This is a genomic window from Streptacidiphilus neutrinimicus (assembly GCF_000787815.1).
Classification (GTDB): domain Bacteria; phylum Actinomycetota; class Actinomycetes; order Streptomycetales; family Streptomycetaceae; genus Streptacidiphilus; species Streptacidiphilus neutrinimicus.
Genome location: NZ_BBPO01000054.1, coordinates 1 through 23,683 on the forward strand (window position 1 = coordinate 1; position 23,683 = coordinate 23,683).

The window sequence follows — 23,683 nt, forward strand, 5'->3', positions numbered from 1 at the left end:
GGCGGGGGGCGCCGGAGGGCGTGCACGTCGGCGCGATCCTCGCGCCCGGGCAGTCGCCGCTGGAGGTCGGCAGCGGCTCGCTGCGCGAGGCGTTCGCCGGGGCGCAGCCGACCGGGCCCGGCCCGGCGCCCGCCGCGGTCGTGACGGACACCACCGCCGCGCCGCAGGCGGCGCGAACCGGGTCGCCGATCATCGACCCCGGGCTGCAGCCCGGGGTGATCACACTCGGGCTCGGCGCGCTGATCGGGGTCGCCGCCCTCGCGGGCAAGTTCGGGCTGGTCCTGCCGGTGGCGCTGCTGCAGGCCGTGACCGCCGCGGGGTGGTTCCGGCTCAACGGCATGTGGCCGGCGCGGCAGGGCATCGCCCTGGCCGCGCTCGGCGGGTTCGTCGCGGACGCGGCGATCCTCGCCGCGTCCGCGCACTCCAGCGGGCCCGCGATCCTCGCGGGGACGCTGGGCGCGTTCTTCATGCTGGTGCTGATCCTGCAGATCTTCCGGCCCAGCAACCCGGACGAGCGCTTCTACGCGCTCACCGTCTGCGCATCCGCGACCGTGGTCACCGTTCTCGCGGGCGCCTTCCTCGCCGTAGGCTCGGGCAAGGCCGTGCTGGCGGGGGCGCTCGCCGCGGGCGTGAGCGCGGCGGTGTCCGCCGTGCTGCGCAAGCCGCCGGTGACGGGCTTCGCCGCGGGCGGGTTCCTCGGGCTGCTCGTGGGGGCCGGACTGGCCGCCGCGACGGGGCTGGGGCTGATGGAGGGGCTGCTGCTGGGTCTGGGCGCGGGCGTCTGCGCCCTGCTCGGCCGCCGCGTCGCCGCGTACGACTTCCCGTCGCGGTTCGTGCACATGACCGCGGGCGTGGCGCTGCCCCTGGCCCTGGCCGCGCCGATGGTGTACCTCATCGCGCGCTGAAGCCGGCTCAGCCGGCGTAGCCAGCGCGTACGCGGGGCCGGGCAACCACAACGCCCGGCCCCGCGTCCCATTCAAGAATCATCGGATCATCCACAGAGCAACCGAAGGGATTCGACACCCGATGCGTAATCTGCGTCGCCTGCTCATCATCCTGGTGCTGCTCTTCGGCATATTCGTCGCGGCCGACCGCGTCGCCGTGCGTTTCGCGGAGGACCAGGCCGCCTCCAAGATCCAGTCCGCGCGCAACCTCGCGCAGAAGCCGACCGTCACCATCGAGGGCTTCCCGTTCCTGACCCAGCTGATCGGCTCCAAACTGGACGAGATCAAGGTCCACGCCAACGACGTGAAGGAACCGCAGAGCAAGGTGGAGCTCGCCTCGCTGGACGCGGACCTGACCGGGGTCAAGATCTCCAGCGACTACTCCAGCGCGATCGCGGACCACGCCACCGGCACCGTTCTGATCACCTACGACTCCTTGAACGCGGCCCTGCCCAGCGGCACGACCGTGGCCTACGGCGGCCAGCCCGGAAAGGTGAAGGTCAGCACGAACATCGACGGCCAGTCGATCAGGGGCACCGCCGACATCTCCGTCGTGGGCGGCAACAGCATCGGGCTGAACCACCTCGACACCGGCAACCCGCTGCTCGATCTGGGGGCGAGCATCTTCGCCCCGTCCGTGCCGGTGGCCGGCCTGCCCAGCGGCCTGAAGCTGGACTCGATGCAGGCGGAGGCCGGCGGCGTCTCCGTCACCGCGTCCGGCACCGGTGTCAGCCTCAACGGCTGAGCGGCATCGCAGCATCCACATCGCGAGACGGCCTGTCCACCCCCGTGCCCGGGCGCACGGGAGTGGGCTCCTCCGGTGTGCTCCGCGAGGCCCCGCGACGCCCGCAAAGGGCGATCCGTCTCTCATGGCGGATCAATCTGTCTCACTATTCAATACTTTGGTGACAGTGCCCCGACCGGTTCCCTAGCATCGGTGTCATGAAGCGACAGGCGGACCTCACGAAGCGGCGGGCAGTAGACCTGTGTCGCGTCGCTGCCTGCCTCTGTCGAATGCGCTGACCGGGCGGTTCCCGCCCACCTTCGCGCCCATCCCCGCGCTGCTCCGCACTGCCGAGCGGCGTTCCTGAAAGACTTCTGCCGCACGTCCCAGAATCCGGACTTCCGTTCGGACCCATCGGCGCGCGCGGCGCCCACAACCTTCCGCAACTGCCCCGGAGGAGTTTTCCCATGAGCCGTAGTGACGTACTGGTCAGCGCCGACTGGGTTCAGGACCACCTGGACGACCCGAAGGTCGTCGTGGTCGAGGTCGACGAGGACACCAGCGCCTACGACAAGAACCACATCCGCAACGCCGTGCGGATCGACTGGAAGAAGGACCTGCAGGACCCGGTCCGCCGCGACTTCGTGGACCAGGCCGGCTTCGAGGCCCTTCTCTCCGCCAAGGGCATCGCCAACGACGACACCGTCGTTCTCTACGGCGGCAACAACAACTGGTTCGCCTCCTACGCCTTCTGGTACTTCAAGCTCTACGGCCACGGCGACGTCAAGCTGCTCGACGGCGGCCGCAAGAAGTGGGAGCTCGACTCCCGCGAGCTGGTCGACGGCGACAAGGTCCCGGAGCGCCCCGCCACCGCGTACAAGGCCCAGGCCCAGGACGCCTCCATCCGCGCCTTCCGCGACGACGTCGTCGCCGCGATCGGCAGCAAGAACCTCGTCGACGTCCGTTCGCCCGACGAGTTCTCCGGCCGCCTGCTCGCCCCCGCGCACCTGCCGCAGGAGCAGTCGCAGCGTCCGGGCCACGTCCCGACCGCGAAGAACATCCCGTGGTCCAAGAACGCCAACGACGACGGCACCTTCAAGTCGGACGACGAGCTGCGCGCCCTGTACGAGGCCGAGAACGTCGACCTGTCCAAGGACACCATCGCCTACTGCCGCATCGGCGAGCGCTCCGCGCTCACCTGGTTCGTGCTGCACCAGCTGCTCGGCCAGACCAACGTCAAGAACTACGACGGCTCGTGGACCGAGTACGGCAGCCTCGTCGGCGTGCCGATCGAGCTCGGCTCCAACTGAGCAGGCCAGGCCCAGCGAAGCAAGGAGAGCGAGAACATGTGTGGAGCCAAGGCCGGAGGGCCCGAGCTGGCAGGAGTGGACGTGGCCAACGAGACGATCATCCAGGGTTCGGTGACCCGCGACGGCGAGCCGGTCAACGGCTACGTGCGTCTGCTGGACGCGAGCGGTGAGTTCACCGCCGAGGTCCCGACCTCGGCGACGGGCCAGTTCCGCTTCTTCGCCGCCCCGGGCAGCTGGACGCTGCGCGCCCTCGTCCCGGGCGCGACGGTCGACCGCGCGGTCGTGGCCCAGCAGGGCCAGTTCACCGAGGTCGCCATCACCGTCTGACACGCGTCCGAACGGACACAGCGAGCCCCCTCCCGGCGTGGCCGGGAGGGGGCTCGTGCGTTCCCGGGCGTTCCGGATCCGCCTGCGCGGGAAGACTGCAGGTATGCAGTCACGACGGCGGCACTGGTACTACGCGCTGATGGGGATCTGTGTGGTCCTGATCCTGCTGGCGTGGAACGTGGTGCGCCTGTGGTCCGTCCCGGCGGCCGTGGTGATGAGCCTGGTGGCCATGGTCATCCCGCCCGTGGCCGCCATCGTCGCCAACCGGCGCGGCCCCGACGACGTGTGGTGGGACGACCCCTCGGTCAGCCGGCGCGTCCCCGGGCCCAGGCGCCCGCGCCAGCCCCGGTCCCACTGAGCGGTCCGCCGACTCTCGTATGGCGGGCCTCACCATGAGCGTCGGGGTCCGGACTACTAGACTGCCGCGCAGGAATGCTTTCCCCACTGGTGAGGACGCGCAATGTCTGCCCTTGAGATCTTCTTCGACACCCTCCTCGGCGTCATCGCGGTCGCCATCGTGTGGTTCGCGTACTACTCCGTCACCAAGCTCTACCAGGGTCAGCGCTGAACATGATCGAGATCCCCTCCGGCCTGCACAAGGACGTCGTCTCCCTGGCCTTCCTGCTGGGCACCTGGGAGGGCGCGGGCGTCTTCGAGCCGCTTCCCGGTCAGACGAACCCTGTCGAGGAGAAGTGCAACTTCGGCCAGGAGATCATCTTCCGGCACGACGGCCGCCCCTTCCTCGAGTTCCGCTCGCGCAGCTGGGTGCTGGACGAGCAGGGTGAGAAGGTCCGCCCGCTGGAGAGCGAATTCGGCTTCTGGCGCGTGACGGGCAACGCCCACGGCACCTCCGGCGTGCGTGAGATCGAGGTCTCCTCGGTCCGCGACGACGGCACCGTCGAGATCTGGTACGGCGAGCTGGCGGACGGCAAGCCGCAGATCGACATCGCCACGGACGCGGTGGCCCGCATCGAGGGCGCGCCCGCGTACACCGGCGGCAAGCGCCTGTACGGCTACGTGAACGAGGACCTGATGTGGGTCGGCGAGAAGGCCGCCCCCGAGGTCCCGTTGCGGCCCTACATGTCCGCGCAGCTGAAGAAGGTGCTCAGCCCCGCCAAGCTGATCGAGGACATCGCGGACCTTCCGGACGACGGCATCGCCTTCTTCCGCTGAGCCGTCCCACCGGCCACCGCAGCCCCACGGCCGAAGTCCCGTACCCCCCTAGACTCGGGGGTACGGGACTTTCGCGTTCGCGGACCAGACGGACCAGACAGGGGTTTGTTTCTTGTGAGCAGCGGCAGTGGCATCGACTGGCAGACGGACCTGCGCCGGCGCGGGTACCGGCTCACGCCGCAGCGGCAGCTTGTGCTGCAGGCCGTCGACGACCTTGAGCACGCCACCCCCGAGGAGGTCCTCACGGCGGTGCGCCGCACCGCGGCCGGGGTGAACATCTCCACCGTCTACCGCACCCTGGACCTGCTGGAGGAGCTGGGCCTGGTCAGCCACGCCCACCTCGGCCACGGCGCGCCGACCTACCACCTGGCCAGCCGCGACCAGCACATGCACCTGGTCTGCCGGGACTGCGACACGGTCATCGAGACGGACGTCGCGATGGCCGGGCCGTTCGTGGAATCCCTGCGGCGCGCGCATGGTTTCGACACTGACATGAAGCACTTCGCCATATTCGGCCGCTGCGCCTCCTGCACGGCGAAGGCCCAGGCGCACCAGGACCAACAGGCCCACCAGACCCACCAGGCCCACCAGGCTCAGGAGAACGACGCGTGACCACCGAGACCAGCCCGGCCGCCGGGGCCGCCTACCGCAGCCCGCTGCTCGACCGCCTGCCCGGCGCGGTCCAGGCCGACGGGGTGGACGCGGGCGTCGCCGCGCACTACGGCGACCTCTTCCGTGAGCAGCGCGCCCTGGCCTCCGGCCACGGCTTCGTCGACCTCTCACACCGCGGCGTCGTGACCGTCTCCGGCCCGGAGCGGCTGAGCTGGCTGCACCTGCTGCTGACGCAGCACGTCAGCGAGCTCCCGCCGGGCCGCGCCACCGAGGCACTGATCCTCTCCCCGCACGGCCACATCGAGCATGCCCTGTACCTGGTCGACGACGGCGCCACGGTGTGGATCCACGTCGAGCCCGGGACGACCGGGGAGCTGGTGGCCTACCTGCAGAAGATGAAGTTCTTCGCCCAGGTCGAGGTCGCCGACGCGACCGACCGGTACGCCGTCGTCCACGCGGCGGGCGCCGAGGGTCCGGACGTCCCGGAGGCCGTCGCCGTGCGCCGGCTCGCGGAGGGCCGCGACCTGTTCGTGCGGCGTGAGGCCCTCGCCGACGCGGTCGTGGGCCTCGGACCGGCGGTCGGCCTGTGGGCCTACGAGGCGCTGCGCGTCGAGGCCCACCGACCGCGTCTTGGCTTCGAGACCGACCACCGCACCATTCCGCATGAGCTGGGCTGGCTGGAGACCGCCGTCCACCTGCAGAAGGGCTGCTACCGAGGCCAGGAGACGGTCGCCCGGGTGCACAACCTCGGCCGCCCCCCGCGCCGCCTCGTCTTCCTGCACCTCGACGGCAGCGAGGAGTCCCTGCCCTCGCACGGCGACCCCGTGCGCCTGGCCGCCGACGGCCCCGCCGGCCGCCCGGTCGGCTTCGTCACGACGGCGGTCCGGCACCACGAGCTGGGCCCGATCGCCCTCGGCCTGATCAAGCGCAACACGTCGCCGGACGCCCCGCTGCTGGCGGGTACGGTGGCGGCGTCCCAGGAGCTGATCGTCGAGGCGTGAGCGCCTGACCGGGTGCTCGGCGGCGGCCCCGGATCGGGCTGCGGGGTCAGAACTCCAGCAGCACCGTGAACGGGCCGTCGTTCGTGAGCGACACCTTCATGTCCGCCCCGAAGCGGCCGGTGGCGACGGTCGCGCCCAGCGCGCGGAGCTGAGTGACGACCTCGTCGACCAGAGGCTCGGCCACCGGGCCGGGCGCCGCCGCGTTCCAGGTGGGGCGGCGCCCCTTGCGGGCGTCGCCGTAGAGGGTGAACTGGCTGATGACCAGCAGCGGTGCGTTCAGGTCGGAGCAGGACTTCTCGCCCTCGAGGATGCGGAGCGACCACAGCTTGCGCGCCATCAGCGCCGCCTGTTCCGGGGTGTCCTCGTGGGTCACGCCCACCAGGACGCACAGGCCCGGCCCCAGGATGGAGCCGACGACCTCCCCGTCGACGGTCACGCTTGCCTCGGTCACCCGCTGAGCCACTGCACGCATGCCCCCATTCTCCGGCACGCCCGCACAGCGCCGGTCCAGGGGGCGTGCGCTGTGTGTCCGTGCGCCCCTGCCTCGGCGGTGCCAGGGCCGTGCGCTGGGGATATGCGGCGGTCGTATTTACCACCGCGATTCGCCACGGGCCCGATCGGGTGCAGGCGACGACGAACCTTCGACCGACGGTGGCACGATGCACCCGTGGGACACCAAGACGAGCTCGCTGCACCTCCCGGGCCGGGGCCCTCCGCGGTCGGCCCTGTCACGGCCGGGTCCGGTGGGGCCCCCTGGGCGGTCACCGCCCAGGCCGTTGCGCCCCGGGCGGAGGCCGGTCCCGGGACCGGCCTCGCCGGGCTGAAGATGGACGAGCTGCGCACGCTGCGCCGCGAGGCTCAGCAGGAGGAGGCCGACCTCTCCTACCTGCGCCGACTGCTCCAGGGCCGGGTCGACATCCTGCGCGCCGAGCTCCACCGTCGCAGCGCGGTGGCCGAGGAGCCGGCGGACACGCTGCTGAAGCATCTGCCCGAGATCCTCGCCGACATCCCGTCGCAGATCCGCACCTCGGCCCGGCACCTGACGGTCTCGACCCCGAGCACCCGTCAGTACCGCGCGCTCGCGGACGAACTCATGGGCGACGCCCGGCTCGCGGACCTCACCGGGCAGAGCGACGAGCAGCTCGTCGCCGCCTGCCGCAGGCTCACCGCGCACGAGCGCGGCATCTCCCGACGGCGTCACCGGCTGCAGCGGACGGTGGACGAGTGCAGCGCGGAGATCGCCCGCAGGTACCGTGAAGGGGAAGCACGCGTCGACGACCTGCTCTCCGGTGGGTGACCTTCCCCCAGCCTTCGGCCGGGAGCGCCCCCAACCGGGGTCGGGCTCCCTGGAAGGCTCCAAGGCACACCCACATGTCTGCTCCCACTGCATCCGCATCCGCCGTCGCTGACCTGCCGGTTCTGGCCGAGGTGGTCCGCTCCGGCTTCGTCGAGGGCCACCACCGCGGTTCGCTGGTGATCCTCGCCGCCGACGGCGGCGTCGACTTCGCCCTCGGGACCCCTGAGCGCTCCGTCTTCCCGAGGTCCAGCAACAAGCCCATGCAGGCCACCGCGGTGCTCCGGACCGGCCTGGACCTCGACGGCGCGTTCCTGGCCCTCGCCGCGGCGAGCCACTCCGCCGAAACGTTTCACCTCGACGCGGTGCGGAAGATCCTCGCCTCGGCCGACCTCGACGAGTCCGCACTCCAGACGCCCCCCTCGCTCTCCCTGGACGAGGAGGAGGCCGAGGCCTGGATACGCGCCGGCGGACAGCGTGAGCGCATCCTGATGGACTGCTCCGGCAAGCACGCGGCGATGCTCGCCGCCTGCGTCCGCAACGGCTGGGACACCGCGAGCTACCTCGCCGAGGACCACCCCGTGCAGGTGGAGGCCCGGGCCGCGCTGGAGGAGCTGAGCGGCGAGTCCGTCGCCGCCGTCGGCGTCGACGGCTGCGGAGCGCCGCTGATGGCCATCAGCCTGATCGGCCTGGCGCGCGCCTTCCGCGCGCACGTCCTGGCCGACCCCGGCACCCCCCAGCGCCGCGTCGCGGACGCTATGCGCGCCCACCCGGAGTACGTCGCGGGCACCCGCCGCATCGACACCTGGCTGATGCGCGCGGTCCCCGGCGCGATGGCCAAGATGGGCGCGGAGTCCGTCCAGGCCGTGGCGCTCCCGGACGGCCGCGCCCTCGCCTTCAAGATCGACGACGGCGCGAAGCGGGCCCTCGGCCCCGTCCTCGCCGCGGCGCTCCGCCGCATGGGCGTCACCACCGAGGACGACACCCTCTCCCGCATCGCGGCCTCCCCCCTCCTCGGCGGCGGCCTCCCCGTCGGCGAGGTCCGCGCGGCCTTCTAGCGACAGCGCGGCGCGCGGCCGCAGGCGCACCCCCGGAGGCAGCCGCATGTCTCCGGGGCATGCTCCTCCCGATCTGTCGCCGCCTGACACGGCGGCCGGTGCGGGAACGCCTGCGCTACGCGGTGGCGGGGGCGGGCGCGTTGCGTGGGCAGCGCGCGGCGGTCCGCGCACGCTTTCGACCCTTGCTTTCGACCCTCGCGACGGGATCCCCCGCCTCCGGGCGCGGCGGCGCGGGCGTTCGGAGAAGCCCTCGGCGCGGCTAGTCCTCGGCGCCGGTGATGCGGCCGAAGGCCTCCAGGTTGCGGGTGGACTCGCCGCGCTTGACGCGCCACTCCCACTCGCGGCGGATGGCCGTCGCAAAGCCCAGCTCCAGGAGCTGGTTGAACGGTTCGTCGGCGTTCTCCAGGACCGTCCCCAGCAGGCGGTCGATCTCGTCCGCCGTCACCGCGGCCAGCGGCAGCCGGCCGACCAGGTAGACATCCCCGAGGCGGTCCAGCGCATAGCTCAGCCCGTAGATGCGGGTGTTCCGCTCCAGCAGCCAGCGGAAGAACTCCTCGAAGTTCTCGTCCGGCCGCCGCACCACGAACGCGTTCAGCGACAGCGTCTGCTCGCCCACGCGCAGCGAGCACGTCGTCGACAGCTTGCGCGTGCCCGGCAGTTGGGCCACGAATGTCCAAGGGTCGCCGGAGGGCTGGTCCCAGGCGACGCCGGACTCGTCCAGCGTCGTGCGCAGCACCTCGGCGACACCCTCGCGGCTGATCTCTTCACCCATGCCGGGCACGTTACCGCGCGGTCACCGCGCCGTCGCCGCCGCCATCCCGCGTGCCTGCGCGGCGCGCGTCCGCGCGATGGAGTCGGCGTACAGCTCGGCGGTGGCGCGGGCGGCCGTGCCCCAGCCGAACGCGCGGGCGTGGCGCGCGGCCGCCGCGCCCATCCGGGCGCCCAACTCGGGGTGGTCCACGAAGCGCCGCAGCGTCCGGGCCCAGGCGCGGGGGTCGTGCCCCTGGACGAGGAAGCCGGTCTCGCCGTCGCGGACCGCGACCGGCAGGCCACCGACCGCCGCCGCGACCACCGGAGTGCCGCATGCCTGCGCCTCCAGGGCGACCAGGCCGAAGGACTCGCTGTAGGAGGGCATCACCAGGGCCGTCGCCGCGCGGTACCAGTCGGCGAGCTCGGCCTGCCCGACCGGCGGCTGGAAGCGGATCACGTCGCAGACACCGAGCTGCGCGGCGAGCTTCTGCAGCGCCTCGGGCTTGGCCAGGCCGCTGCCGCTGGGGCCGCCCACGATCGGGACGACGATGCGTTCGCGCAGTTCGGGGGATTCGTCCAGCAGCTGCGCGACTGCGCGGACGAGCACATCGGGGGCCTTGAGCGGCTGTATTCGCCCGGCGAAGAGCAGCACCACCGCGTCCTGCGGTAGACCCAGACGGGCGCGGATCGCCCGCACCTGGGCGGCCTCGGCGGCCGGATCGGCGACCGCGTCCCCGACGGGCCCGGTCGGGGAGGCCGTCGCGGGACGGAAGACCTCCAGGTTCACGCCCGGGTGGACGACGGAGAGCTGCCCGCGCAGGGCGCCGTAGTGCTCCGTGAGCTGCTGGGCCTCCTCGTCGGTGTTGGCGATCAGCCGGTCCGCCGCGGCGACGACCTGCGACTCGCCGATGACGCGCGCCGCGGGCTCCGGCGTGTCGCCTGCCGCGAGGGACGCGTTCTTGACCTTGGCCATGGTGTGCATGGTGTGCACCAGCGGCACGCCCCAGCGGTCCGCGGCCAGCCAGCCGACCTGGCCGGACAGCCAGTAGTGCGAGTGCACGACGTCGTAGTGGCCGGGCCGGTGCCCGGCCTCGGTGCGCAGCACCCCGTGAGTGAACGCGCAGAGCTGGGCCGGCAGGTCCTCCTTCAGCAACCCCTCGTACGGTCCGGCTGTGACGTGTCTCACGAGCACGCCGGGCGCGAGCTCCACCAGGGGCGGCAGCTCGGACGCCGTGGCGCGGGTGAAGATCTCCACCTCGGTGCCGAGCTCCGCGAGGCGCTTGGACAACTCCACGATGTAGACGTTCATGCCCCCCGCGTCGCCGGTCCCCGGCTGATGGAGGGGGGAGGTGTGCACGCTCAGCATGGCGACTCGGGCGGGCTGATGGGTCACCGCTCGTCCTCTTTCCGGTCCTGGGCCGTCCTGCTCGTCCTTCAACACTGGTGCAACCGGACTGTCGGCCCAGCGATTCCCGCCCGCCCTCCACGGTACCGGGGTGCTCACCCGGGGTGCTGAGCGGGCGGTCGCCCGGATACGCTGCGTGACATGAGTGCGGCGGCGGGAGCGAGAGCGGCGAAGAGCGGGAAGCCGGTCGGCGCGGTCACCCGGGGCACCACCAACCCGAACCGGCTCCGCCGCCAGGACCGCTGGATCGCCCACGCGCTCGCCCCCGCCCTGCGGCACGCCCCCGCAGGGCCCGTGGTGGTCGACCTCGGCTACGGCGCGGCGCCGTGGACGGCCGTGGAGCTGTTCGACCGCCTGCGGGAGGTCCGGGCCGACGTCCGCATGGTCGGCATCGAGATCGAACCGGACCGCGTCGCGGCAGCGCAGAGGGTGGCCCGCCCGCCTGCGCTCACCTTCCGCCGCGGCGGCTTCGAGGTCCCGCTCGACGGTGGCGAGCGTCCGCTGCTGATCCGTGCGGCGAACGTGCTCCGCCAGTACGACGAGGACGAGGTCACGGCGGCGTGGCAGCGCCTGTGCGCGCGGCTGGCCCCCGACGGGCTGCTCGTCGAGGGCACGTGCGACGAGATCGGGCGCAAGCAGGCCTGGGTCGCGCTCGGCCCCGAGGGGCCCCGCACGCTCACCCTCTCCGCGCACCTCGCCTCGCTCGAACGCCCGTCGGACCTGGCGGAGCGGTTGCCGAAGGCGCTCATCCACCGGAACGTCCCCGGCGAGCCCGTCCACGCCCTCCTCCGCGACCTCGACCACGCCTGGGCGGCAGCGGCGCCCTACGCGGACTTCGGCGTCCGCCAGCGCTGGCTGGCCACGACCCGCGCCGTCGCGGAGTCCTGGCCCCTCACCGACACCCGGGCCCGCCACCGCCTGGGCGAACTCACCCTCCGCTGGGACGCCGTCGCCCCGAGCTGAACCACCGACCAGTCACGCGCCGCCGCGCCGGCCGGACCCCCGCTGCGCTGGCCGGACCCCCGCCGCGCCGGCCGGACCCGCCTGCCGGGTCTCGCGCCCCTGGCGAAGTGCACCATCCCGTGGCACCATCCCAGCAATCTATCTGACGTATCGTCAGAATCGGATGGGACCAGGAGGCTGCCGTGCCACGCACCCGTCGGTGGAACCTCGCCCTCCTTGCCTGTGCCGCATTCGCGCTGGGCTCCGTCGGCGCGCCGTGGGCCCAGGCCGCCCCCGCCCAAGCCGCCCCCGCCTCCGCTCCCGAGGGCCACGTCTCGCGGCTCGCCGCGCTGCAGGCGGAGATCGCCTCCCTCTACCAGCAGGCTGAGAGCGCGACCGCGGCCTACGACGCCGCGACGCAGGCCATCGCCGCGCAGCAGGCGCGGATCCTCGCGCTCGCCCAAGCTATCGTCGCCGAGCAGGCGCAGGTGGATCAGCTCACCTCCCTCGTGGGGCAGATCGCCGCGGGCCAGTACAACGGTGACGCCCTCGACGGGAACCAGACGCTGCAACTCCTGCTCGCCCAGGACCCGGAGCAGTACCTCACACAACTGCCCCTCGCCTCGCAGGCGCTGACGTCCGCCGCGACCACCCTCGCGCAACTGCGGCAGGCGAAGGCCGCGCTCACCGCCGACGGCGAGCAGGCCACCGCGGCCTGGGAGGCGCTGGCCAAGGAACAAAGCGCCGCGGCCGGCTCCGTCGCCGACATCAAGGCGCGCCTCGCCCGCGCCCGGGCGTTGCTCGCCTCCCTCTCCGGCCCCGAACTCGCGGAGCTGCAGCAGCTCCAGGCGCAGACCGCGTACGCCGCCCAGATGGCGTGGCGCGGCTCGCTCCCGGCCGCCGAGCTCGCCCGGCGGGCGACCGGGGCCGCGCAGGCGGCCATCGGCTACGCCGTCGCGCAGATCGGCAAGCCGTATCTGTGGGGCGCCACGGGGCCGAGGAGTTTCGACTGCTCGGGGCTGACCATGCGGGCTTGGCAGGCCGCCGGCGTCGACATCCCTCGGACCTCGCAGGACCAGTGGGCGCGGCTGCGTCATGTGTCCGTCGCCGACCTGCGGCCCGGCGATCTCATCGTCTACTTCCGGGGCGCGACGCACGTCGCGCTCTATGTCGGCGACGGGGCGATCATCCAGGCTCCGCACCCCGGTGGGGTGGTGGAGCTGGCCGCCGCCGGCTCGATGCCCATTCTGGGCGTGCTCCGACCCGACTGACGAGATCGCAAACAGTAAGTTCACTCGAACGAGCTATCGAATACCCATGGTGGATTGACGCACCATCAGTCCACCATGGGTCCGTGCGACAACTCCTGCAACACCCGCTCGAAGACGCCGTAGGCGTCCGCTCCGAACAGCACGAACCTGGCCTCGTCGAGCGCCTCGCCCAGGCCCCCCGTCCTCCCCAGTTCCATCGTCTCGCCGAGCGCGATCCGCGCCGCGCTCTCCATCGGCCAGCCGTAGACGCCGGTCGAGACCGCCGGCAGGGCCACGCTCCGCGCGCCCAACTCCGTCGCGATCCGCAGCGATTCGCGATAGCACGAGGCGAGCAGCTCCGTCCGCCGGGCCACCTCCGTCGCCGCGTCCTGCGGGTGCGGGTAGACGGGGCCCACGGTGTGGATCACCCAACGGGCTGCCAGCAGGCCTCCCGTGGTGGCCACCGCCTGACCGGTCGGCAGGCCCTTGCCGTAGTGGCCCGCGCGCAGCGCGCGGCACTCCGCGAGGATCTCCGGGCCGCCGGCCCGGTGGATCGCGCCGTCCACCCCGCCGCCGCCCAGCAACGAGGAGTTCGCCGCGTTGACGATCGCGTCCACCTGCTGCTGGGTGATGTCACCCTCGATCAGCGTGATCTCCATCACGGGCTCCCTTCAGCCGTTCGCACCGTATCCAGGCCCGTGGCGCCTCCGCATCCGCGATACCGCCCAAGCGGGGTACGGGATCTGGGCCCCCAAGGAGCCACCGTGGGCGTCACCCGGGTGCCACGGGGATGGGGAGGCTTCGTGGAGCTCACGTACGGGTCGCGAGGATGCCGACAGAACATGGTGTTGGGTGGGCACTGCGCACGCCGCCCAGCCGTTACCGACTCGGAGGGAGGGAGGTAGCCGATGTCCGCCCATGCCGGAGCTGCTTCCAGTGCAGCCGGTCAACAGCGTTCCACAGGCGCGCCGATACCGCGTCCGCGCCTTTCCGACGCCGCCTCCGCCAAGGTCGGCGCGGCCACCGAGGCGACGCGTACGGACGAGGCGCATGCTGCCGAAACGCGCGCCGCCAAGGCCCGTGCCGAGGCTGCTCGTGCGGGTGCGGCCCGCGCCGGCGCCGCGTCCGCGCACCCGGCCAACCTCGCCGCGCACCCGCGTCCGGCCGGGGCCACCCCGCCGCTCTCGGTGCTGCTGATCGAGGACGACGACGCAGGTGCGGAGTCGGTCCGCAACCTGCTGGCCGAGCTCGGTTCCGAGGTGGCCTTCCGTTGGGCGCGCAGCCTCGCCGAGGCCCTGCCGCTGCTCAGCCACGACACCGCGTGCGTCCTTCTCGACCTGGAGCTGCCGGATTCGAGCGGCCTGGAGGACATCCGCACCCTGCTGCGCCGCGCGCCGCACACGGCCGTCCTCGCCGTCACCGGCACGGTCGACGTCCAGCTCGGCGCGGCCGCGGTCGCGGCCGGCGCCCAGGACTTCCTGGTCAAGCAGGAGATGGACGGGCGGCTGCTGACCCGGGCCGTGCGCTACGCCGTGGAGCGCAAGCGCGCCGACGAGTCCCAGCGCCGCCTGGTCGAGGCGGAGCTGCGCGGTCAGGAGAACGCCCGCCTGCAGCGCCACCTGCTGCCCACGCCGCTCCTGGACGGTTCCGGTCTCACCTTCCAGGCCCGCTACCGACCCGGCCGCCGCCGCGCCCTGCTCGGCGGCGATTTCTACGACGCCGTCCGTACCGCCGACGGCACGGTCCACGTCGTCATAGGCGACGTCTGCGGCCACGGCCCCGACGAGGCGGCGCTCGGTGTCGCGCTGCGGATCGCCTGGCGCACCCTGGTCTTCGCCGGCCTGACCGGCGAGGCGCTGCTCTCCAACCTCCAGCGGGTGCTGGAGCACGAGCGGCGCAGCGAGGAGATCTTCGCGACGCTGTGCATGCTCGCCATCCGCCCGGACGCGGACCTGGCGGAGCTGCACCTGGCGGGCCACCCGGCACCGCTGCTGCTGCGCGAGCAGCGCTCGCCCGTACTGCTGCCCTTCGAGGAGGCCGGCCCCGCGCTCGGTCTGCTCGCCGACGGCCACGGCCATTGGCCGCCCGCCAAGGTCGAGCTGGGCGAGGACTGGGCGCTGATGCTCTACACCGACGGCCTGATCGAGGGCCGGATAGGCGCCGGCACCCGCCGTCTGGGTCAGGAGGGGCTGATCGACATGATCGGCGACCACCACCAGCAGGGCGGCCTGCGCGACGCGCGGCTGATCGACACCGCCATGTCCGAGGTCGAGGACCTCAACGGCGGCGCGCTCGCCGACGACGTCGCGGTGCTGCTGCTCACCAAGGCCCGTACGGCCCCATGTGATCGTGCTTCTTCTGGCCCTTCCGGCCGCCCCGGGGCGGTGTGACTCGCTTGATCGCGGGCCGTACGTCCACCATGTAGACGATCGAGGCGACCAGGCCGATCAGGCCGAGGAAGAGCCCCAGGCCGGGGACGAAGCTGACAGCCGCGCCGATGGCCAGGATGATCAGCCAGAACGGCTTGGTCTGCTTGTCGGCGGCGCGGTAGGCGTCCTCGCGGCGGAAGGCCGCGTCGATCAGGGTGAACACCTTGAACGCCAGAAGCGCCAGCATCACCCAGCCCAGGAGCGTGCCGAACGCGTCCGTGAGCGTCCCGTAGGCGGCCAGCTGGTTCATCGCCACTCCTCGTTGCGTGAGCATCCTGGTGACGGGCTCATCGTGCCATGAGAACGGCTGGGGCACGCGAGACGTGCCCCAGCCGATTCGACGGATCCCGCCCGTTCCGGTGTGCGCTCGGCAGTCCCTCAGCCGTTCGCGCGCGGCTTGCGCGCGGTGGACTTCCGGGCCGGCTTCGCCGCGGGCGCCTCGGCGTCGGAGGCGGGGGCCTCCGCCGTGGCCTTCGGCTCCTCGGTCTCGGCCGCGAAGACGTCCGCCTTGGCGACCGGCGCGGTGTGGCCGTTCGCCGCCTCGATGGCGGGCTCCGCCTCGGCCTCGTCGCCGGCGCCGTTGAACTGGCGGTCGACGACGAGCTTGCCGCGGGTGGCGAGCTCGTCGTACGCCTCGCGCGCCTTGACGGCGAACTCCGCCGCGCGGCCGACGCTCTGCAGGGCCAGGCCCTGGGCCTTCTCCTGCAGCGACTTCAGGTCGGTCGGCAGGGTCTGCACGGCCTCGGTGACCTTCGCCTGTGCCCCGTTCAGCCGCGTCTGGGCCTCGCCCAGACGCGCGGCGGCCTTCTCCTGCGCGGCCTTGCGGTCCCCGGCGATCGCGGCGGCGAGCTCGGGAACGGTCTTGAGCTTCTCCACGGCCAGGTCGCCGGCGCCGGCGAGCGCGTAGAGAGGGGTCGGGTCGGACAGGGTCTTGCGGAGGTCCTCAGCGATCGCCATCGGAAATCCTCCCCTTCTGTGCGTACTCTTCGAGGGTCTGTGGCTCGTTCGGGTCGGTGTCCCCGGCCCCTGGTCGGGCGGTGTGTGGCTGGACGTCGTTCTCCTTGAGGAACGTGTCGTACACGGCGAGCAGCGCCTGCTTCTGCCGCTCGTTGATCAGCGGGTCGGCGAGGATCGCCGTCCGCAGCCCGAGCCCGTGCTCCTCGCGTTCCTCGAGAATCCCCGCCTGCACGTAGAGGGTCTCCGCGGAGATCCGCAACGCCTTGGCGATCTGCTGCAGGATCTCCGCGCTGGGCTTCCGCAGCCCGCGCTCGATCTGCGACAGATACGGGTTCGACACCCCTGCGGCATCCGCGAGCTGACGCAGCGAATACTGCGCATGCCGCCGCTGCTCCCGGATGTACTCGCCGAGCGACCCGACGTTCAGTGAGGCCATGCCCCCATGCTGCCCCGCCCTGCTTGCAATTGCAAGCAGGCTGCTAACTCGCGCACGCGCGTGTCGCCGCGTGTCGCGGCGCGACGTCGGGCGCATCCGGCATGGCAAAAACGTTTGCCCAGTTCAGCGGACGTATGTTGCTCTTGCCCGCATGGATGACGACCTGACCCTTGCGCTCTTCGATCGGCAGATGCGGCGGGAGGCGCGGCCCGACCACGCGCTGACCCGGGTGGAGCGGGACGGGGACGTGGTGCGGCAGGCCGGGCCGGGGGAGATGTGGAACGGCGTCCTCTGGTCCGGTCTGGACGAGGGGAGCGCCGACGCCGCGATCGCGCGGCAGGTGGCGGCGTACGGGGCGCGGCCGGACGTGGAGAGCTTCGAGTGGAAGCTGTACAGCCATGACCGCCCGCGTGACCTGGGGGCGCGGCTCGTGGCGGCGGGGTTCGAGGCCGGTGAGCCGGAGGCGCTGATGGTCGCCGACGCCGAGGAGATCGCCGCGATCGAGGCGCCGCTCCCCGAGGGAGTGGTGCTGGCGCCCGTCACCGACGCGGACGGCGCGGCCCTCGTGGGCGCCGTCCACGACCAGGCGTTCAGCCCCGGGACCGGGGCCCGGGTGACGACGCGTCTGCTCGCGCAGGTGGAGGCCGCGCCCGAGAGCGTGCTGGCCCTGGTCGCGATGGCCGGGGAGCGGCCCGTCTGTGCCGCCCGGATGGACTTCGCCGAGGGCACGGACTTCGCCGGCCTCTGGGGCGGCGGCACCGTCGCCGAGTGGCGCGGGCGCGGGATCTACCGCGCGCTGATCGCGTCCCGCGCGCGGGCGGCGGTGGAACGCGGCTACCGCTACCTGTTCGTCGACGCCTCCGACCAGAGCCGCCCGATCCTTGCCCGGCTCGGCTTCGCCCAGCTCGCGACGACGACGCCGTACGAGTACCGGCTCCGCTGACGCTCGCGGCTTCTCCCCGGCGCCGCCGACCCTGGGGCTGCCTCCCCCGCGGGCCGCCGGCCTCCGAGCGCGGCCCGCCGACCTCCGGGCCGCACCTGCGCGGCTTCCGTGGTGGTGGCGGCTTCGCTACCCTCCACAGCGTTCGACCGCCGACCGCACGGAGTGGAGCAGCACGCCCCATGGAGCACCAGGAGAACGCGCCCTCCACCGTCGGGGAGGGGCAGGCCGCTCCCATCCCCGCCCAGTCCGGGCCTTCGGACGCACGTCCGCCGGTTTCCGCGGTGACGACGTGTTACCGCCACGCCGACCGGGAGTGCTACGTCCGCTGCACCCGCTGCGACCAGTTCATCTGTCCGGACTGCATGCGGGCGGCCTCCGTCGGGTTCCACTGTCCCGACTGCGTCAAGGAGGGCGTGAAGTCGCAGCGGCAGGCGCGCACGGTCTTCGGCGGGCGCATCGCCGGTGCGCGGCCGACCGCGACGATCACGCTGATCCTGCTCAACGTGCTGGCGTTCGCCGGGGAGCTGCGGGACAACACGCTCATCGACCGGTTCTCCGAGATGGGCCGCGGCATGATGGGCTCCGACGGCCGGGCCTACACGTGGACGGGCACGGTGCCGGACGGCTTCCACGCCGCGGGCGTCGCGCACGGCGAGTGGTACCGGCTGCTGACCTCCGCGTTCCTGCACATGCTGCCCTCGCAGGGGCTGCTCGGGATCACGCACATCCTGTTCAACATGATGTGGCTGTGGCGGCTCGGCCCGGTGATGGAGGCGCAGCTGGGGCGGGCCCGATACGTCGCGCTCTACCTGGTCGCAGCGGTCGGCGGCTCCACCGTCGCCTACGTGCTGGCGCCGGACTCGCTGGCGATCGGCGCGTCCGGGGCGATCTTCGGCCTCGTCGGCGGCTACTGGGTCATGAGCCGTCGGCTGCGCAACGACCCGCTGGGCGGTAACGGGCTGCTGGTCATGTTCGTGATCTGGATGGTGGTCTCCGCCGGTTTCGACTCCTGGCAGGGCCACCTCGGCGGCCTGCTCGCCGGCCTCGCCGTCGGCACCGGCTTCGCCTTCGCGCCGCGCGGCAAGGCGCGACCGTGGGTGCAGGCGGGCGCGGTGGTGCTGGTCTGTGCGGCGCTGGTCGCGCTGGTGCTGTGGGAGACGAGCCGGATCGGCGCGATCTGACCCCGAGGTGGGCTGAACGCGGCGAGGGGCCGGGTGGCGATTGCCCCCGGCCCCTCGCCGCCTCGGCATGCCGCCGCCCGTCGGCCGTCACCCGTGGTGGTGGCCGCCGCCTCCGAAGTCGGAGGAGCCGGACGAGCCGGACCAGGACGAGCCGCCGTCGTGATGTCCGCCGTGGTGCCCGCCGCCGTCCCATGAGTGGTGCCCGCCGTGGTGGCTGCCGCCGTCCCACGACTGGTGGCCGCAGTGGTGGCTGTGGTGGTGGCCGTTGTGTCCGGCGTCCGTCTGAGTTGCCTGGCCGGGGTCCGGCTCCGGCAGGTACGCGAGGCCGTCGCGCCGCACCGACCCCGGTGCGCCCGAACGGCGGGTCGGCGCGGAGCCGCGCCCCGAGGCGACGCGGATCAGACCGCCCACCACCACCGCCGCGCACACGACCACGATCACGAGACTCAACGTCAGCATCTTTTCGCTCCCCCTTGCGTCGCTTCGTGAAAGCACTGTGCCCCGGGCGGGGACGACCCACGACAAAGTTGATGGAGATATGAGCCGGCGTCGGGGTCGCTCGTGCGGCGGTCGGGGCCGTGCGTGGTCCGGATAGCCTCGGTCCGTGACCGACGACCAGCCTGCCCAGCCCGCCGCCGAGGGCGCACCGCCCGTTGCGCACGCACTCCCCGTCGAGAGCGCGAAGACGGCGAAGAGCGAGCGTACGCGTGCGTTGATCCTGGAGACCGCGATGCGGCTCTTCAAGGAGCGGGGTTACGAGAAGACCACGATGCGGGCGATCGCCGCGGAGGCGGGGGTCTCGGTCGGCAACGCGTACTACTACTACGAGGGCAAGGAATTCCTGATTCAGGGGTTCTACGACCGGATGACGCGCGAGCACCTGGCCGACGCCCGCGCCCGGATGCAGGGCAGGACCGCCTTCGCGGAGCGGTTGGCCATCGCGTTGGAGTCCTGGATCGACTGCGCGGAGCCGTACCACGAGTTCGCGGCCCAGTTCTTCCGGACGGCGGCCGACCCGAACAGCGCCCTGAGCCCTTTCTCCAACGAGTCCCACCCGGCCCGCGCCACCGCCGTCCAGCTCTTCCGCGAGGTGCTGGACGGTTCGGACCTCGCCCCGAAGATCGATCCGGAGCTGGACGAGCTGCTGCCCGACCTGCTCTGGCTGCACCTCATGGTCGTCGTGCTGTACTGGGTCTTCGATCGCACCGACGACACCGAACGCACCCGCGCCTTCGTGCAGCGCTGCTCCCCGTTCGTCGCCAAGATCGTCGCCCTCTCGCGCTACCGGGTGTTCCGTCCGCTGGTTCGGGACGCGGTGGACATGGTCAAGGAGTTCGTCCTGCCGACCATCGGCCGCACCACCGCCGCGAACGCGCCGGGACGCGCTGCGGCCGACGCGGACGTCAACGCCGGGGCCGGGGCCGGGTCCGACGCCGAAGCAGGGGCCGAGGCCAAGCCGAAGCGCAGGCGGCGCAAGGCGGACTGAGCGGCCGGGGAGCCGCGGGTGTCGACCCGACCGGAGCGGGCACACGAAGTCGGGCGCCGGGCAGCGCGGGATTCCTAGGGTCGACGACGACAAGGAAAGAGTGACGGAAGGACGTCGGTGCTCGAGTCGCTGAACGGCACCCTGGAGTACATCGAGGAGCACCTCCGCGAGCCCCTCGACGTGGGGGAGTTGGCGCGGATCGCGCTGACCTCGGAGTACCACCTGCGGCGGATGTTCTCCGCGTTGGCCGGGATGCCGCTGTCGGAGTACGTCCGGCGTCGGCGGCTGACGATGGCCGGGGCCGAGGTGGTGGCCGGGGAGCGCACGCTGCTCGACATCGCCGTGCGGTACGGCTACGGCTCCGGCGAGGCGTTCGCGCGGGCGTTCCGGGCGATGCACGGGGTGGGGCCGGGCGAGGCGCGCAGAGGCGGCCTCGCGCTGCAGTCGCAGCCACGGATGTCCTTCCGGCTCGTCGTCGAGGGGAGGAGCCCCATGCAGTACCGGATCGTGACGAAGGAGCAGTTCGCGGTGGTGGGTCGGATGGCCACCGTGCCGCAGATCCACCAGGGCGTGAACCCGCACATCCTGGAGATGATCAAGGCGATCGAGCCGGACACCATGGCCAGGATCGCCGGGCTGTCGGACCAGGAGCCGAGCGGCGTCATCTCCGTCACGCTGCCGCATGACGAGGACAACCGCGAGGAGGGCAGCCCGCTCGACTACTACCACGCGGTCGTCGCCGCCCCAGAGAGCGGGCGGAGCGAGGCCGCGGCCGGGCTCGACGTGCTGGAGCAGGAGGCGGGGCTGTGGGCGGTGTTCACCGCGATCGGCGAGTTCCCCGGCGCGCTGCAGCGGATGTGGGGCGACGTCTACAGCGAGTGGTTCCCGCCCAACCCCTACCGGCATCGGCCGGGGCCCTCGCTGCTGAAGGTCGGCGTGGACCCGGACGGCGGCGGCGCGCTCGCGGAGCTGTGGGTCGCCGTCGAGCCCGAGGCCTGAGCGCGACGGCCTGAGCGCGACGCTTCGTGCACGGCGCCCTGAGCGCGACGCTTCGTGCAGGGCGCCCTGAGCGCGACGCTTCGTGCAGGGCGCCCTGAGCACGGCGCACTGAGCGCGCGTGGGCGGCGGAGTGACCGAGCCGTGCGGGGACGGGCGCGGGGCCTCGGGTCGGCCGTGGCATGCTGCACGGGTGAACGACCAGCCTGACCCGCGCCGCAGCCGCAATCCGATCGGGGCCCACGTGCCCGTCGCCGCGCGCGGACTCGTGGGCACCGGCCTCGCCTACGCGGACCGGATCGGGGCGGAGGCGGTCCAGGTCTTCGTCGCCAACCCGCGCGGCTGGGCCACACCGACCGGGAACCCGGCCCAGGACCGTGCCTTCCGCGAGCAGTGCGAGCAGCGGGGCCTGCCCGTCTACGTGCACGCGCCCTACCTGATCAACTTCGGCTCGAACACCGCCGTGACGCGCGAGCGCTCCGCGGAGTCGCTGCGACACTCCCTGATGCGCGGGCGCGCGATCGGGGCGCGCGGTGTGGTCGTCCACACCGGCTCGGCCGTCGGATCGGGACGGCGGACGGAGGCGATGACGCAGGTGCGAGCGGACCTGCTGCCGCTGCTGGACCAGGCGGAGGCGGACGACCTGCCGCCGCTGCTGCTGGAACCCACGGCCGGTCAGGGCGAGTCGCTCTGCTCGCGGATCGAGGATCTCGCGGAGTACGCGGAGGCGTTGAACTTCCACCCGCGCCTCGGCGTCTGCCTCGACACCTGCCACGTCTTCGCCGCCGGCCACGACCTCGCCGCGCCGGGCGGCGTCCTCGCGGCGCTGGACCTGCTGGAGAAGACGTTCGGACCGGACCGGCTGAAGCTGATCCACGCCAACGACAGCAAGGACGTCGTCGGCGCGCGCAAGGACCGCCACGCGAACATCGGCGACGGCCGGATCGGTGCGGAGCCCTTCGCGCAGCTGTTCCGCCACCCGGCCACGGCCGGCGTCCCGCTCATCCTGGAGACGCCGGACCGCAGCGCGGCCCCGGGCTTCGGCCACGCGGAGGACGTGCTGACGCTGCGGCGGCTGCGGGACCGCGCGTAGTCGCAGGAGGCGCGGGGCCGCGGCAACGCGGACATGGAGCCATGCCGCGGCCTGGGGGAGCCTCAGGTCAGAAGACGTCCGGGCACCACGGCGCCCGGTCCGTGCGCAGCACCCGCTGGGCAGCGCGCAGGCCGCCCTCGCGGCGCTCCTCCAGCAGCCCCGCCTGCTCCAGCACGGCCAGCGTCTTGTGCCCGAAGCAGACCGCCGCCAACTGGCTGACGTCCAGGGCGAAGTCGACGTCCGTGTCGTCCGGCCCAGCCGGCACGCAGCGGCCGGTGCCGTCCTCGGCGGCCTCCAGCACGAAGCGGCCCGGGGTGTAGCCCATGGCGTCCGCGACCTCGAGGACGACCCTGCCGGGCGCGTCGTACGTGCGGGTGGAGAAGGCCTGGGGGACGTCGAGAATGCGGACCCAGAGGAAGTCCCCGGCGCTGTTCCCGTTGTCGACGCAGGCGCGCTGGTCGTGCAGGGCGAGCGGGAGCGGGGAGTCGGGGGCGAGGTCCCGGATCTCGACGTGCTGGACCCAGTCGACCCCGAGGGCGTAGCGCCACAGCGCGGCCTCCGCCGCCCAGTCGACGGCGAAGTAGTCCCGCACCTTGAGGGTGACGTCCTTGGGCAGCCAGTTGCGCCACTCGTCGCTGACGTCGTAGGCGAGCAGACCCGCGGGGACACCCGCCGCGTCGCGGTAGAGGGCGACCAGCGGCTCCGCGAAGCTGCCGCCGGGCTGGGTGATGTCACCGGTGTCGAGCCGCCACTTGAACGCGTCGCGGGAGACGGCGCCGGGGCGGGTACGGCGGAAGCGGTCGTGCAGCTCGGGGCCGATCCTGCGGTACTCGGCCATGCCGATCAGCTCGATCGTGCCCTCGTCGGAGGCGGCGGGGACACGGATGCCGCCGGCGGTCCGCTTGTCGATCCGCCTGCCCTGCTGGGCGCTGGCCGGGCCGAAGCCGTAGCGGCCGTAGATGCCGAACTCGGCGGCGATCAGCATGGCGAAGGCGTCGCCGCGGGCGGCGGCGGCGTCGAGATCCTGACGCATCATCCGGTTGAGCAGGCCGCGGCGGCGGTGCGTGGCGGAGACGGTCACGTTGGTGACCGCGTCGGCGACGACCGTCGCCCCGCCGGGGAGGGTCAGCTCCATCGCGAAGCTGCGGAAGGTGCCGACGCAGCGCTCGCCGTCGAACGCGCCGAGGGCGCGGCCGAGCGCGAAGCGCCCGCGGTGGTAGTCGGCCCAGCCGTCGCCCTTGGGGCGCATGAAGCCCACGTTGAGCGCCTGTCCCCAGGCGGCCAGGTCGTCGTCGCCGACGACACGGATCTCGATCTCTGCCGGGTTCTCCGCCGCCTTGCCCGCGCTGGTGCTGTGTCCCATGGTCGGCAC

Annotated in this window: 28 protein-coding genes; 19 read left to right on the plus strand and 9 right to left on the minus strand. The window is 72.7% G+C overall.

The features are described 5' to 3' along the window. From TR48_RS43685 to ygfZ, 9 genes are all read left to right on the plus strand, one after another. Positions 1 to 905, plus strand: a 905-nt coding sequence (locus TR48_RS43685) for a hypothetical protein (protein WP_042372351.1), incomplete at its 5' end; no start/stop codon positions are given. A gap of 121 nt (positions 906 to 1,026) precedes the next feature. After that, positions 1,027 to 1,689: an LmeA family phospholipid-binding protein gene (locus TR48_RS27830; protein WP_042372353.1), complete on the plus strand. Its 663-nt coding sequence runs from the start codon at positions 1,027 to 1,029 to the stop codon at positions 1,687 to 1,689. A gap of 197 nt (positions 1,690 to 1,886) precedes the next feature. Next, positions 1,887 to 1,967 carry an Ms5788A family Cys-rich leader peptide gene (locus TR48_RS46665; RefSeq protein WP_369405619.1) on the plus strand — a complete coding sequence of 27 codons (81 nt, stop codon included), beginning with the start codon at positions 1,887 to 1,889 and terminating at the stop codon, positions 1,965 to 1,967. Between the two features lie 168 nt (positions 1,968 to 2,135). Continuing rightward, positions 2,136 to 2,978 (plus strand): sulfurtransferase, encoded by an 843-nt coding sequence (locus tag TR48_RS27835; RefSeq protein ID WP_042372355.1) that lies wholly within the window; start codon positions 2,136 to 2,138, stop codon positions 2,976 to 2,978. Positions 2,979 to 3,014: 36 nt separating this feature from the next. Continuing rightward, positions 3,015 to 3,305 (plus strand): DUF1416 domain-containing protein, encoded by a 291-nt coding sequence (locus TR48_RS27840; protein WP_042372358.1) that lies wholly within the window; start codon positions 3,015 to 3,017, stop codon positions 3,303 to 3,305. Positions 3,306 to 3,408: 103 nt separating this feature from the next. Further along, positions 3,409 to 3,663, plus strand: a complete 255-nt coding sequence (locus TR48_RS27845; RefSeq protein ID WP_042372360.1) for a DUF3099 domain-containing protein — start codon at positions 3,409 to 3,411, stop codon at positions 3,661 to 3,663. A 212-nt stretch (positions 3,664 to 3,875) separates the two neighbouring features. After that, positions 3,876 to 4,478 carry a heme-binding beta-barrel domain-containing protein gene (locus tag TR48_RS27850; protein ID WP_042372362.1) on the plus strand — a complete coding sequence of 201 codons (603 nt, stop codon included), beginning with the start codon at positions 3,876 to 3,878 and terminating at the stop codon, positions 4,476 to 4,478. A 114-nt stretch (positions 4,479 to 4,592) separates the two neighbouring features. Continuing rightward, entirely contained in the window at positions 4,593 to 5,090 is a 498-nt protein-coding gene (locus TR48_RS27855; protein ID WP_084729823.1) for a Fur family transcriptional regulator, read from the plus strand. Beyond that, positions 5,087 to 6,091, plus strand: coding sequence for a CAF17-like 4Fe-4S cluster assembly/insertion protein YgfZ (ygfZ, locus tag TR48_RS27860; RefSeq protein ID WP_042372365.1), 1,005 nt, complete (start codon positions 5,087 to 5,089; stop codon positions 6,089 to 6,091). Before TR48_RS27855 ends, ygfZ begins: the two co-directional genes overlap by 4 nt. Before the next feature lie 46 nt (positions 6,092 to 6,137). Here the strand turns inward: ygfZ and dtd are convergent, their stop codons facing one another. After that, positions 6,138 to 6,563 carry a D-aminoacyl-tRNA deacylase gene (dtd, locus tag TR48_RS27865; RefSeq protein ID WP_042372368.1) on the minus strand — a complete coding sequence of 142 codons (426 nt, stop codon included), beginning with the start codon at positions 6,561 to 6,563 and terminating at the stop codon, positions 6,138 to 6,140. A gap of 195 nt (positions 6,564 to 6,758) precedes the next feature. On the opposite strand from dtd, the gene TR48_RS27870 reads away from it, so the two are divergent. Both TR48_RS27870 and TR48_RS27875 read left to right on the plus strand, forming a co-directional pair. Further along, positions 6,759 to 7,388: an RsiG family protein gene (locus TR48_RS27870; RefSeq protein WP_042372369.1), complete on the plus strand. Its 630-nt coding sequence runs from the start codon at positions 6,759 to 6,761 to the stop codon at positions 7,386 to 7,388. A gap of 74 nt (positions 7,389 to 7,462) precedes the next feature. Further along, the gene (locus tag TR48_RS27875) at positions 7,463 to 8,443 is read left to right on the plus strand and encodes an asparaginase (protein WP_042372371.1); all 981 of its coding nucleotides are present in this window, start codon (positions 7,463 to 7,465) and stop codon (positions 8,441 to 8,443) included. Positions 8,444 to 8,702: 259 nt separating this feature from the next. Here the strand turns inward: TR48_RS27875 and TR48_RS27880 are convergent, their stop codons facing one another. Further along, a complete protein-coding gene (locus tag TR48_RS27880) occupies positions 8,703 to 9,215 on the minus strand; it encodes a type III secretion system chaperone family protein (RefSeq protein ID WP_042372373.1) in 513 nt (170 codons plus the stop codon). 21 nt (positions 9,216 to 9,236) lie between these two features. Then, complete coding sequence (gene mshA / locus TR48_RS27885) at positions 9,237 to 10,559, minus strand: D-inositol-3-phosphate glycosyltransferase (protein WP_084729824.1); 1,323 nt, start codon at positions 10,557 to 10,559, stop codon at positions 9,237 to 9,239. 180 nt (positions 10,560 to 10,739) lie between these two features. Between mshA and TR48_RS27890 the strand changes: the two genes are divergently transcribed. Both TR48_RS27890 and TR48_RS27895 read left to right on the plus strand, forming a co-directional pair. Then, positions 10,740 to 11,561 carry a class I SAM-dependent methyltransferase gene (locus tag TR48_RS27890; protein WP_042372377.1) on the plus strand — a complete coding sequence of 274 codons (822 nt, stop codon included), beginning with the start codon at positions 10,740 to 10,742 and terminating at the stop codon, positions 11,559 to 11,561. Between the two features lie 182 nt (positions 11,562 to 11,743). Then, positions 11,744 to 12,811, plus strand: a complete 1,068-nt coding sequence (locus TR48_RS27895; protein ID WP_042372379.1) for a C40 family peptidase — start codon at positions 11,744 to 11,746, stop codon at positions 12,809 to 12,811. 65 nt (positions 12,812 to 12,876) lie between these two features. Here the strand turns inward: TR48_RS27895 and TR48_RS27900 are convergent, their stop codons facing one another. After that, complete coding sequence (locus TR48_RS27900; protein ID WP_042372381.1) at positions 12,877 to 13,449, minus strand: O-acetyl-ADP-ribose deacetylase; 573 nt, start codon at positions 13,447 to 13,449, stop codon at positions 12,877 to 12,879. A 249-nt stretch (positions 13,450 to 13,698) separates the two neighbouring features. On the opposite strand from TR48_RS27900, the gene TR48_RS27905 reads away from it, so the two are divergent. Continuing rightward, on the plus strand, positions 13,699 to 15,180 hold the full coding sequence (locus TR48_RS27905; RefSeq protein WP_063771080.1) for a PP2C family protein-serine/threonine phosphatase: 1,482 nt from the start codon (positions 13,699 to 13,701) through the stop codon (positions 15,178 to 15,180). Here TR48_RS27905 and TR48_RS27910 read toward each other — a convergent pair. The 3 genes from TR48_RS27910 to TR48_RS27920 all read right to left on the minus strand — a co-directional run bounded on the left by TR48_RS27910 (position 15,110) and on the right by TR48_RS27920 (position 16,612). Next, positions 15,110 to 15,469, minus strand: coding sequence for a DUF2516 family protein (locus TR48_RS27910; RefSeq protein WP_042372383.1), 360 nt, complete (start codon positions 15,467 to 15,469; stop codon positions 15,110 to 15,112). The two genes, TR48_RS27905 and TR48_RS27910, sit on opposite strands and share 71 nt — an antisense overlap. A gap of 128 nt (positions 15,470 to 15,597) precedes the next feature. Further along, positions 15,598 to 16,176 (minus strand): hypothetical protein, encoded by a 579-nt coding sequence (locus TR48_RS27915; protein ID WP_042372385.1) that lies wholly within the window; start codon positions 16,174 to 16,176, stop codon positions 15,598 to 15,600. Further along, positions 16,163 to 16,612 (minus strand): helix-turn-helix domain-containing protein, encoded by a 450-nt coding sequence (locus tag TR48_RS27920; protein WP_084729825.1) that lies wholly within the window; start codon positions 16,610 to 16,612, stop codon positions 16,163 to 16,165. Before TR48_RS27920 ends, TR48_RS27915 begins: the two co-directional genes overlap by 14 nt. Before the next feature lie 151 nt (positions 16,613 to 16,763). Here TR48_RS27920 and TR48_RS27925 point away from each other — a divergent pair, with 151 nt between their 5' ends. Both TR48_RS27925 and TR48_RS27930 read left to right on the plus strand, forming a co-directional pair. Continuing rightward, positions 16,764 to 17,555: a GNAT family N-acetyltransferase gene (locus tag TR48_RS27925; protein ID WP_042372387.1), complete on the plus strand. Its 792-nt coding sequence runs from the start codon at positions 16,764 to 16,766 to the stop codon at positions 17,553 to 17,555. Positions 17,556 to 17,734: 179 nt separating this feature from the next. Beyond that, positions 17,735 to 18,736, plus strand: coding sequence for a rhomboid family intramembrane serine protease (locus TR48_RS27930; protein ID WP_084729826.1), 1,002 nt, complete (start codon positions 17,735 to 17,737; stop codon positions 18,734 to 18,736). Positions 18,737 to 18,823: 87 nt separating this feature from the next. Here TR48_RS27930 and TR48_RS39325 read toward each other — a convergent pair whose 3' ends face one another. Then, a complete protein-coding gene (locus TR48_RS39325; protein WP_052443117.1) occupies positions 18,824 to 19,195 on the minus strand; it encodes a hypothetical protein in 372 nt (123 codons plus the stop codon). Positions 19,196 to 19,340: 145 nt separating this feature from the next. On the opposite strand from TR48_RS39325, the gene TR48_RS27940 reads away from it, so the two are divergent. From TR48_RS27940 to TR48_RS27950, 3 genes are all read left to right on the plus strand, one after another. Beyond that, positions 19,341 to 20,222, plus strand: a complete 882-nt coding sequence (locus TR48_RS27940; RefSeq protein WP_152628217.1) for a TetR/AcrR family transcriptional regulator — start codon at positions 19,341 to 19,343, stop codon at positions 20,220 to 20,222. Between the two features lie 117 nt (positions 20,223 to 20,339). Next, complete coding sequence (locus TR48_RS27945) at positions 20,340 to 21,221, plus strand: AraC family transcriptional regulator (RefSeq protein ID WP_042372389.1); 882 nt, start codon at positions 20,340 to 20,342, stop codon at positions 21,219 to 21,221. Between the two features lie 190 nt (positions 21,222 to 21,411). After that, positions 21,412 to 22,311 (plus strand): deoxyribonuclease IV, encoded by a 900-nt coding sequence (locus tag TR48_RS27950; RefSeq protein WP_042372391.1) that lies wholly within the window; start codon positions 21,412 to 21,414, stop codon positions 22,309 to 22,311. 67 nt (positions 22,312 to 22,378) lie between these two features. Here TR48_RS27950 and TR48_RS27955 read toward each other — a convergent pair whose 3' ends face one another. After that, positions 22,379 to 23,674, minus strand: coding sequence for a GNAT family N-acetyltransferase (locus TR48_RS27955; protein WP_042372455.1), 1,296 nt, complete (start codon positions 23,672 to 23,674; stop codon positions 22,379 to 22,381). Between the last annotated feature and the right edge of the window lie 9 nt (positions 23,675 to 23,683).

Bases quoted from the DNA above. Each gene is read 5' to 3' on its own strand.
- TR48_RS27830 (WP_042372353.1), top strand. From the start codon at position 1,027: ATGCGTAATCTGCGTCGCCTGCTCATCATCCTGGTGCTGCTCTTCGGC.
- TR48_RS46665 (WP_369405619.1), top strand. From the start codon at position 1,887: ATGAAGCGACAGGCGGACCTCACGAAGCGGCGGGCAGTAGACCTGTGT.
- TR48_RS27835 (WP_042372355.1), top strand. From the start codon at position 2,136: ATGAGCCGTAGTGACGTACTGGTCAGCGCCGACTGGGTTCAGGACCAC.
- TR48_RS27840 (WP_042372358.1), top strand. From the start codon at position 3,015: ATGTGTGGAGCCAAGGCCGGAGGGCCCGAGCTGGCAGGAGTGGACGTG.
- TR48_RS27845 (WP_042372360.1), top strand. From the start codon at position 3,409: ATGCAGTCACGACGGCGGCACTGGTACTACGCGCTGATGGGGATCTGT.
- TR48_RS27850 (WP_042372362.1), top strand. From the start codon at position 3,876: ATGATCGAGATCCCCTCCGGCCTGCACAAGGACGTCGTCTCCCTGGCC.
- dtd (WP_042372368.1), bottom strand. From the start codon at position 6,563: ATGCGTGCAGTGGCTCAGCGGGTGACCGAGGCAAGCGTGACCGTCGAC.
- TR48_RS27875 (WP_042372371.1), top strand. From the start codon at position 7,463: ATGTCTGCTCCCACTGCATCCGCATCCGCCGTCGCTGACCTGCCGGTT.
- TR48_RS27880 (WP_042372373.1), bottom strand. From the start codon at position 9,215: ATGGGTGAAGAGATCAGCCGCGAGGGTGTCGCCGAGGTGCTGCGCACG.
- mshA (WP_084729824.1), bottom strand. From the start codon at position 10,559: ATGCTGAGCGTGCACACCTCCCCCCTCCATCAGCCGGGGACCGGCGAC.
- TR48_RS27890 (WP_042372377.1), top strand. From the start codon at position 10,740: ATGAGTGCGGCGGCGGGAGCGAGAGCGGCGAAGAGCGGGAAGCCGGTC.
- TR48_RS27900 (WP_042372381.1), bottom strand. From the start codon at position 13,449: ATGGAGATCACGCTGATCGAGGGTGACATCACCCAGCAGCAGGTGGAC.
- TR48_RS27905 (WP_063771080.1), top strand. From the start codon at position 13,699: ATGTCCGCCCATGCCGGAGCTGCTTCCAGTGCAGCCGGTCAACAGCGT.
- TR48_RS27910 (WP_042372383.1), bottom strand. From the start codon at position 15,469: ATGAACCAGCTGGCCGCCTACGGGACGCTCACGGACGCGTTCGGCACG.
- TR48_RS27915 (WP_042372385.1), bottom strand. From the start codon at position 16,176: ATGGCGATCGCTGAGGACCTCCGCAAGACCCTGTCCGACCCGACCCCT.
- TR48_RS27920 (WP_084729825.1), bottom strand. From the start codon at position 16,612: ATGGCCTCACTGAACGTCGGGTCGCTCGGCGAGTACATCCGGGAGCAG.
- TR48_RS27925 (WP_042372387.1), top strand. From the start codon at position 16,764: ATGGATGACGACCTGACCCTTGCGCTCTTCGATCGGCAGATGCGGCGG.
- TR48_RS27930 (WP_084729826.1), top strand. From the start codon at position 17,735: ATGGAGCACCAGGAGAACGCGCCCTCCACCGTCGGGGAGGGGCAGGCC.
- TR48_RS39325 (WP_052443117.1), bottom strand. From the start codon at position 19,195: ATGCTGACGTTGAGTCTCGTGATCGTGGTCGTGTGCGCGGCGGTGGTG.
- TR48_RS27955 (WP_042372455.1), bottom strand. From the start codon at position 23,674: ATGGGACACAGCACCAGCGCGGGCAAGGCGGCGGAGAACCCGGCAGAG.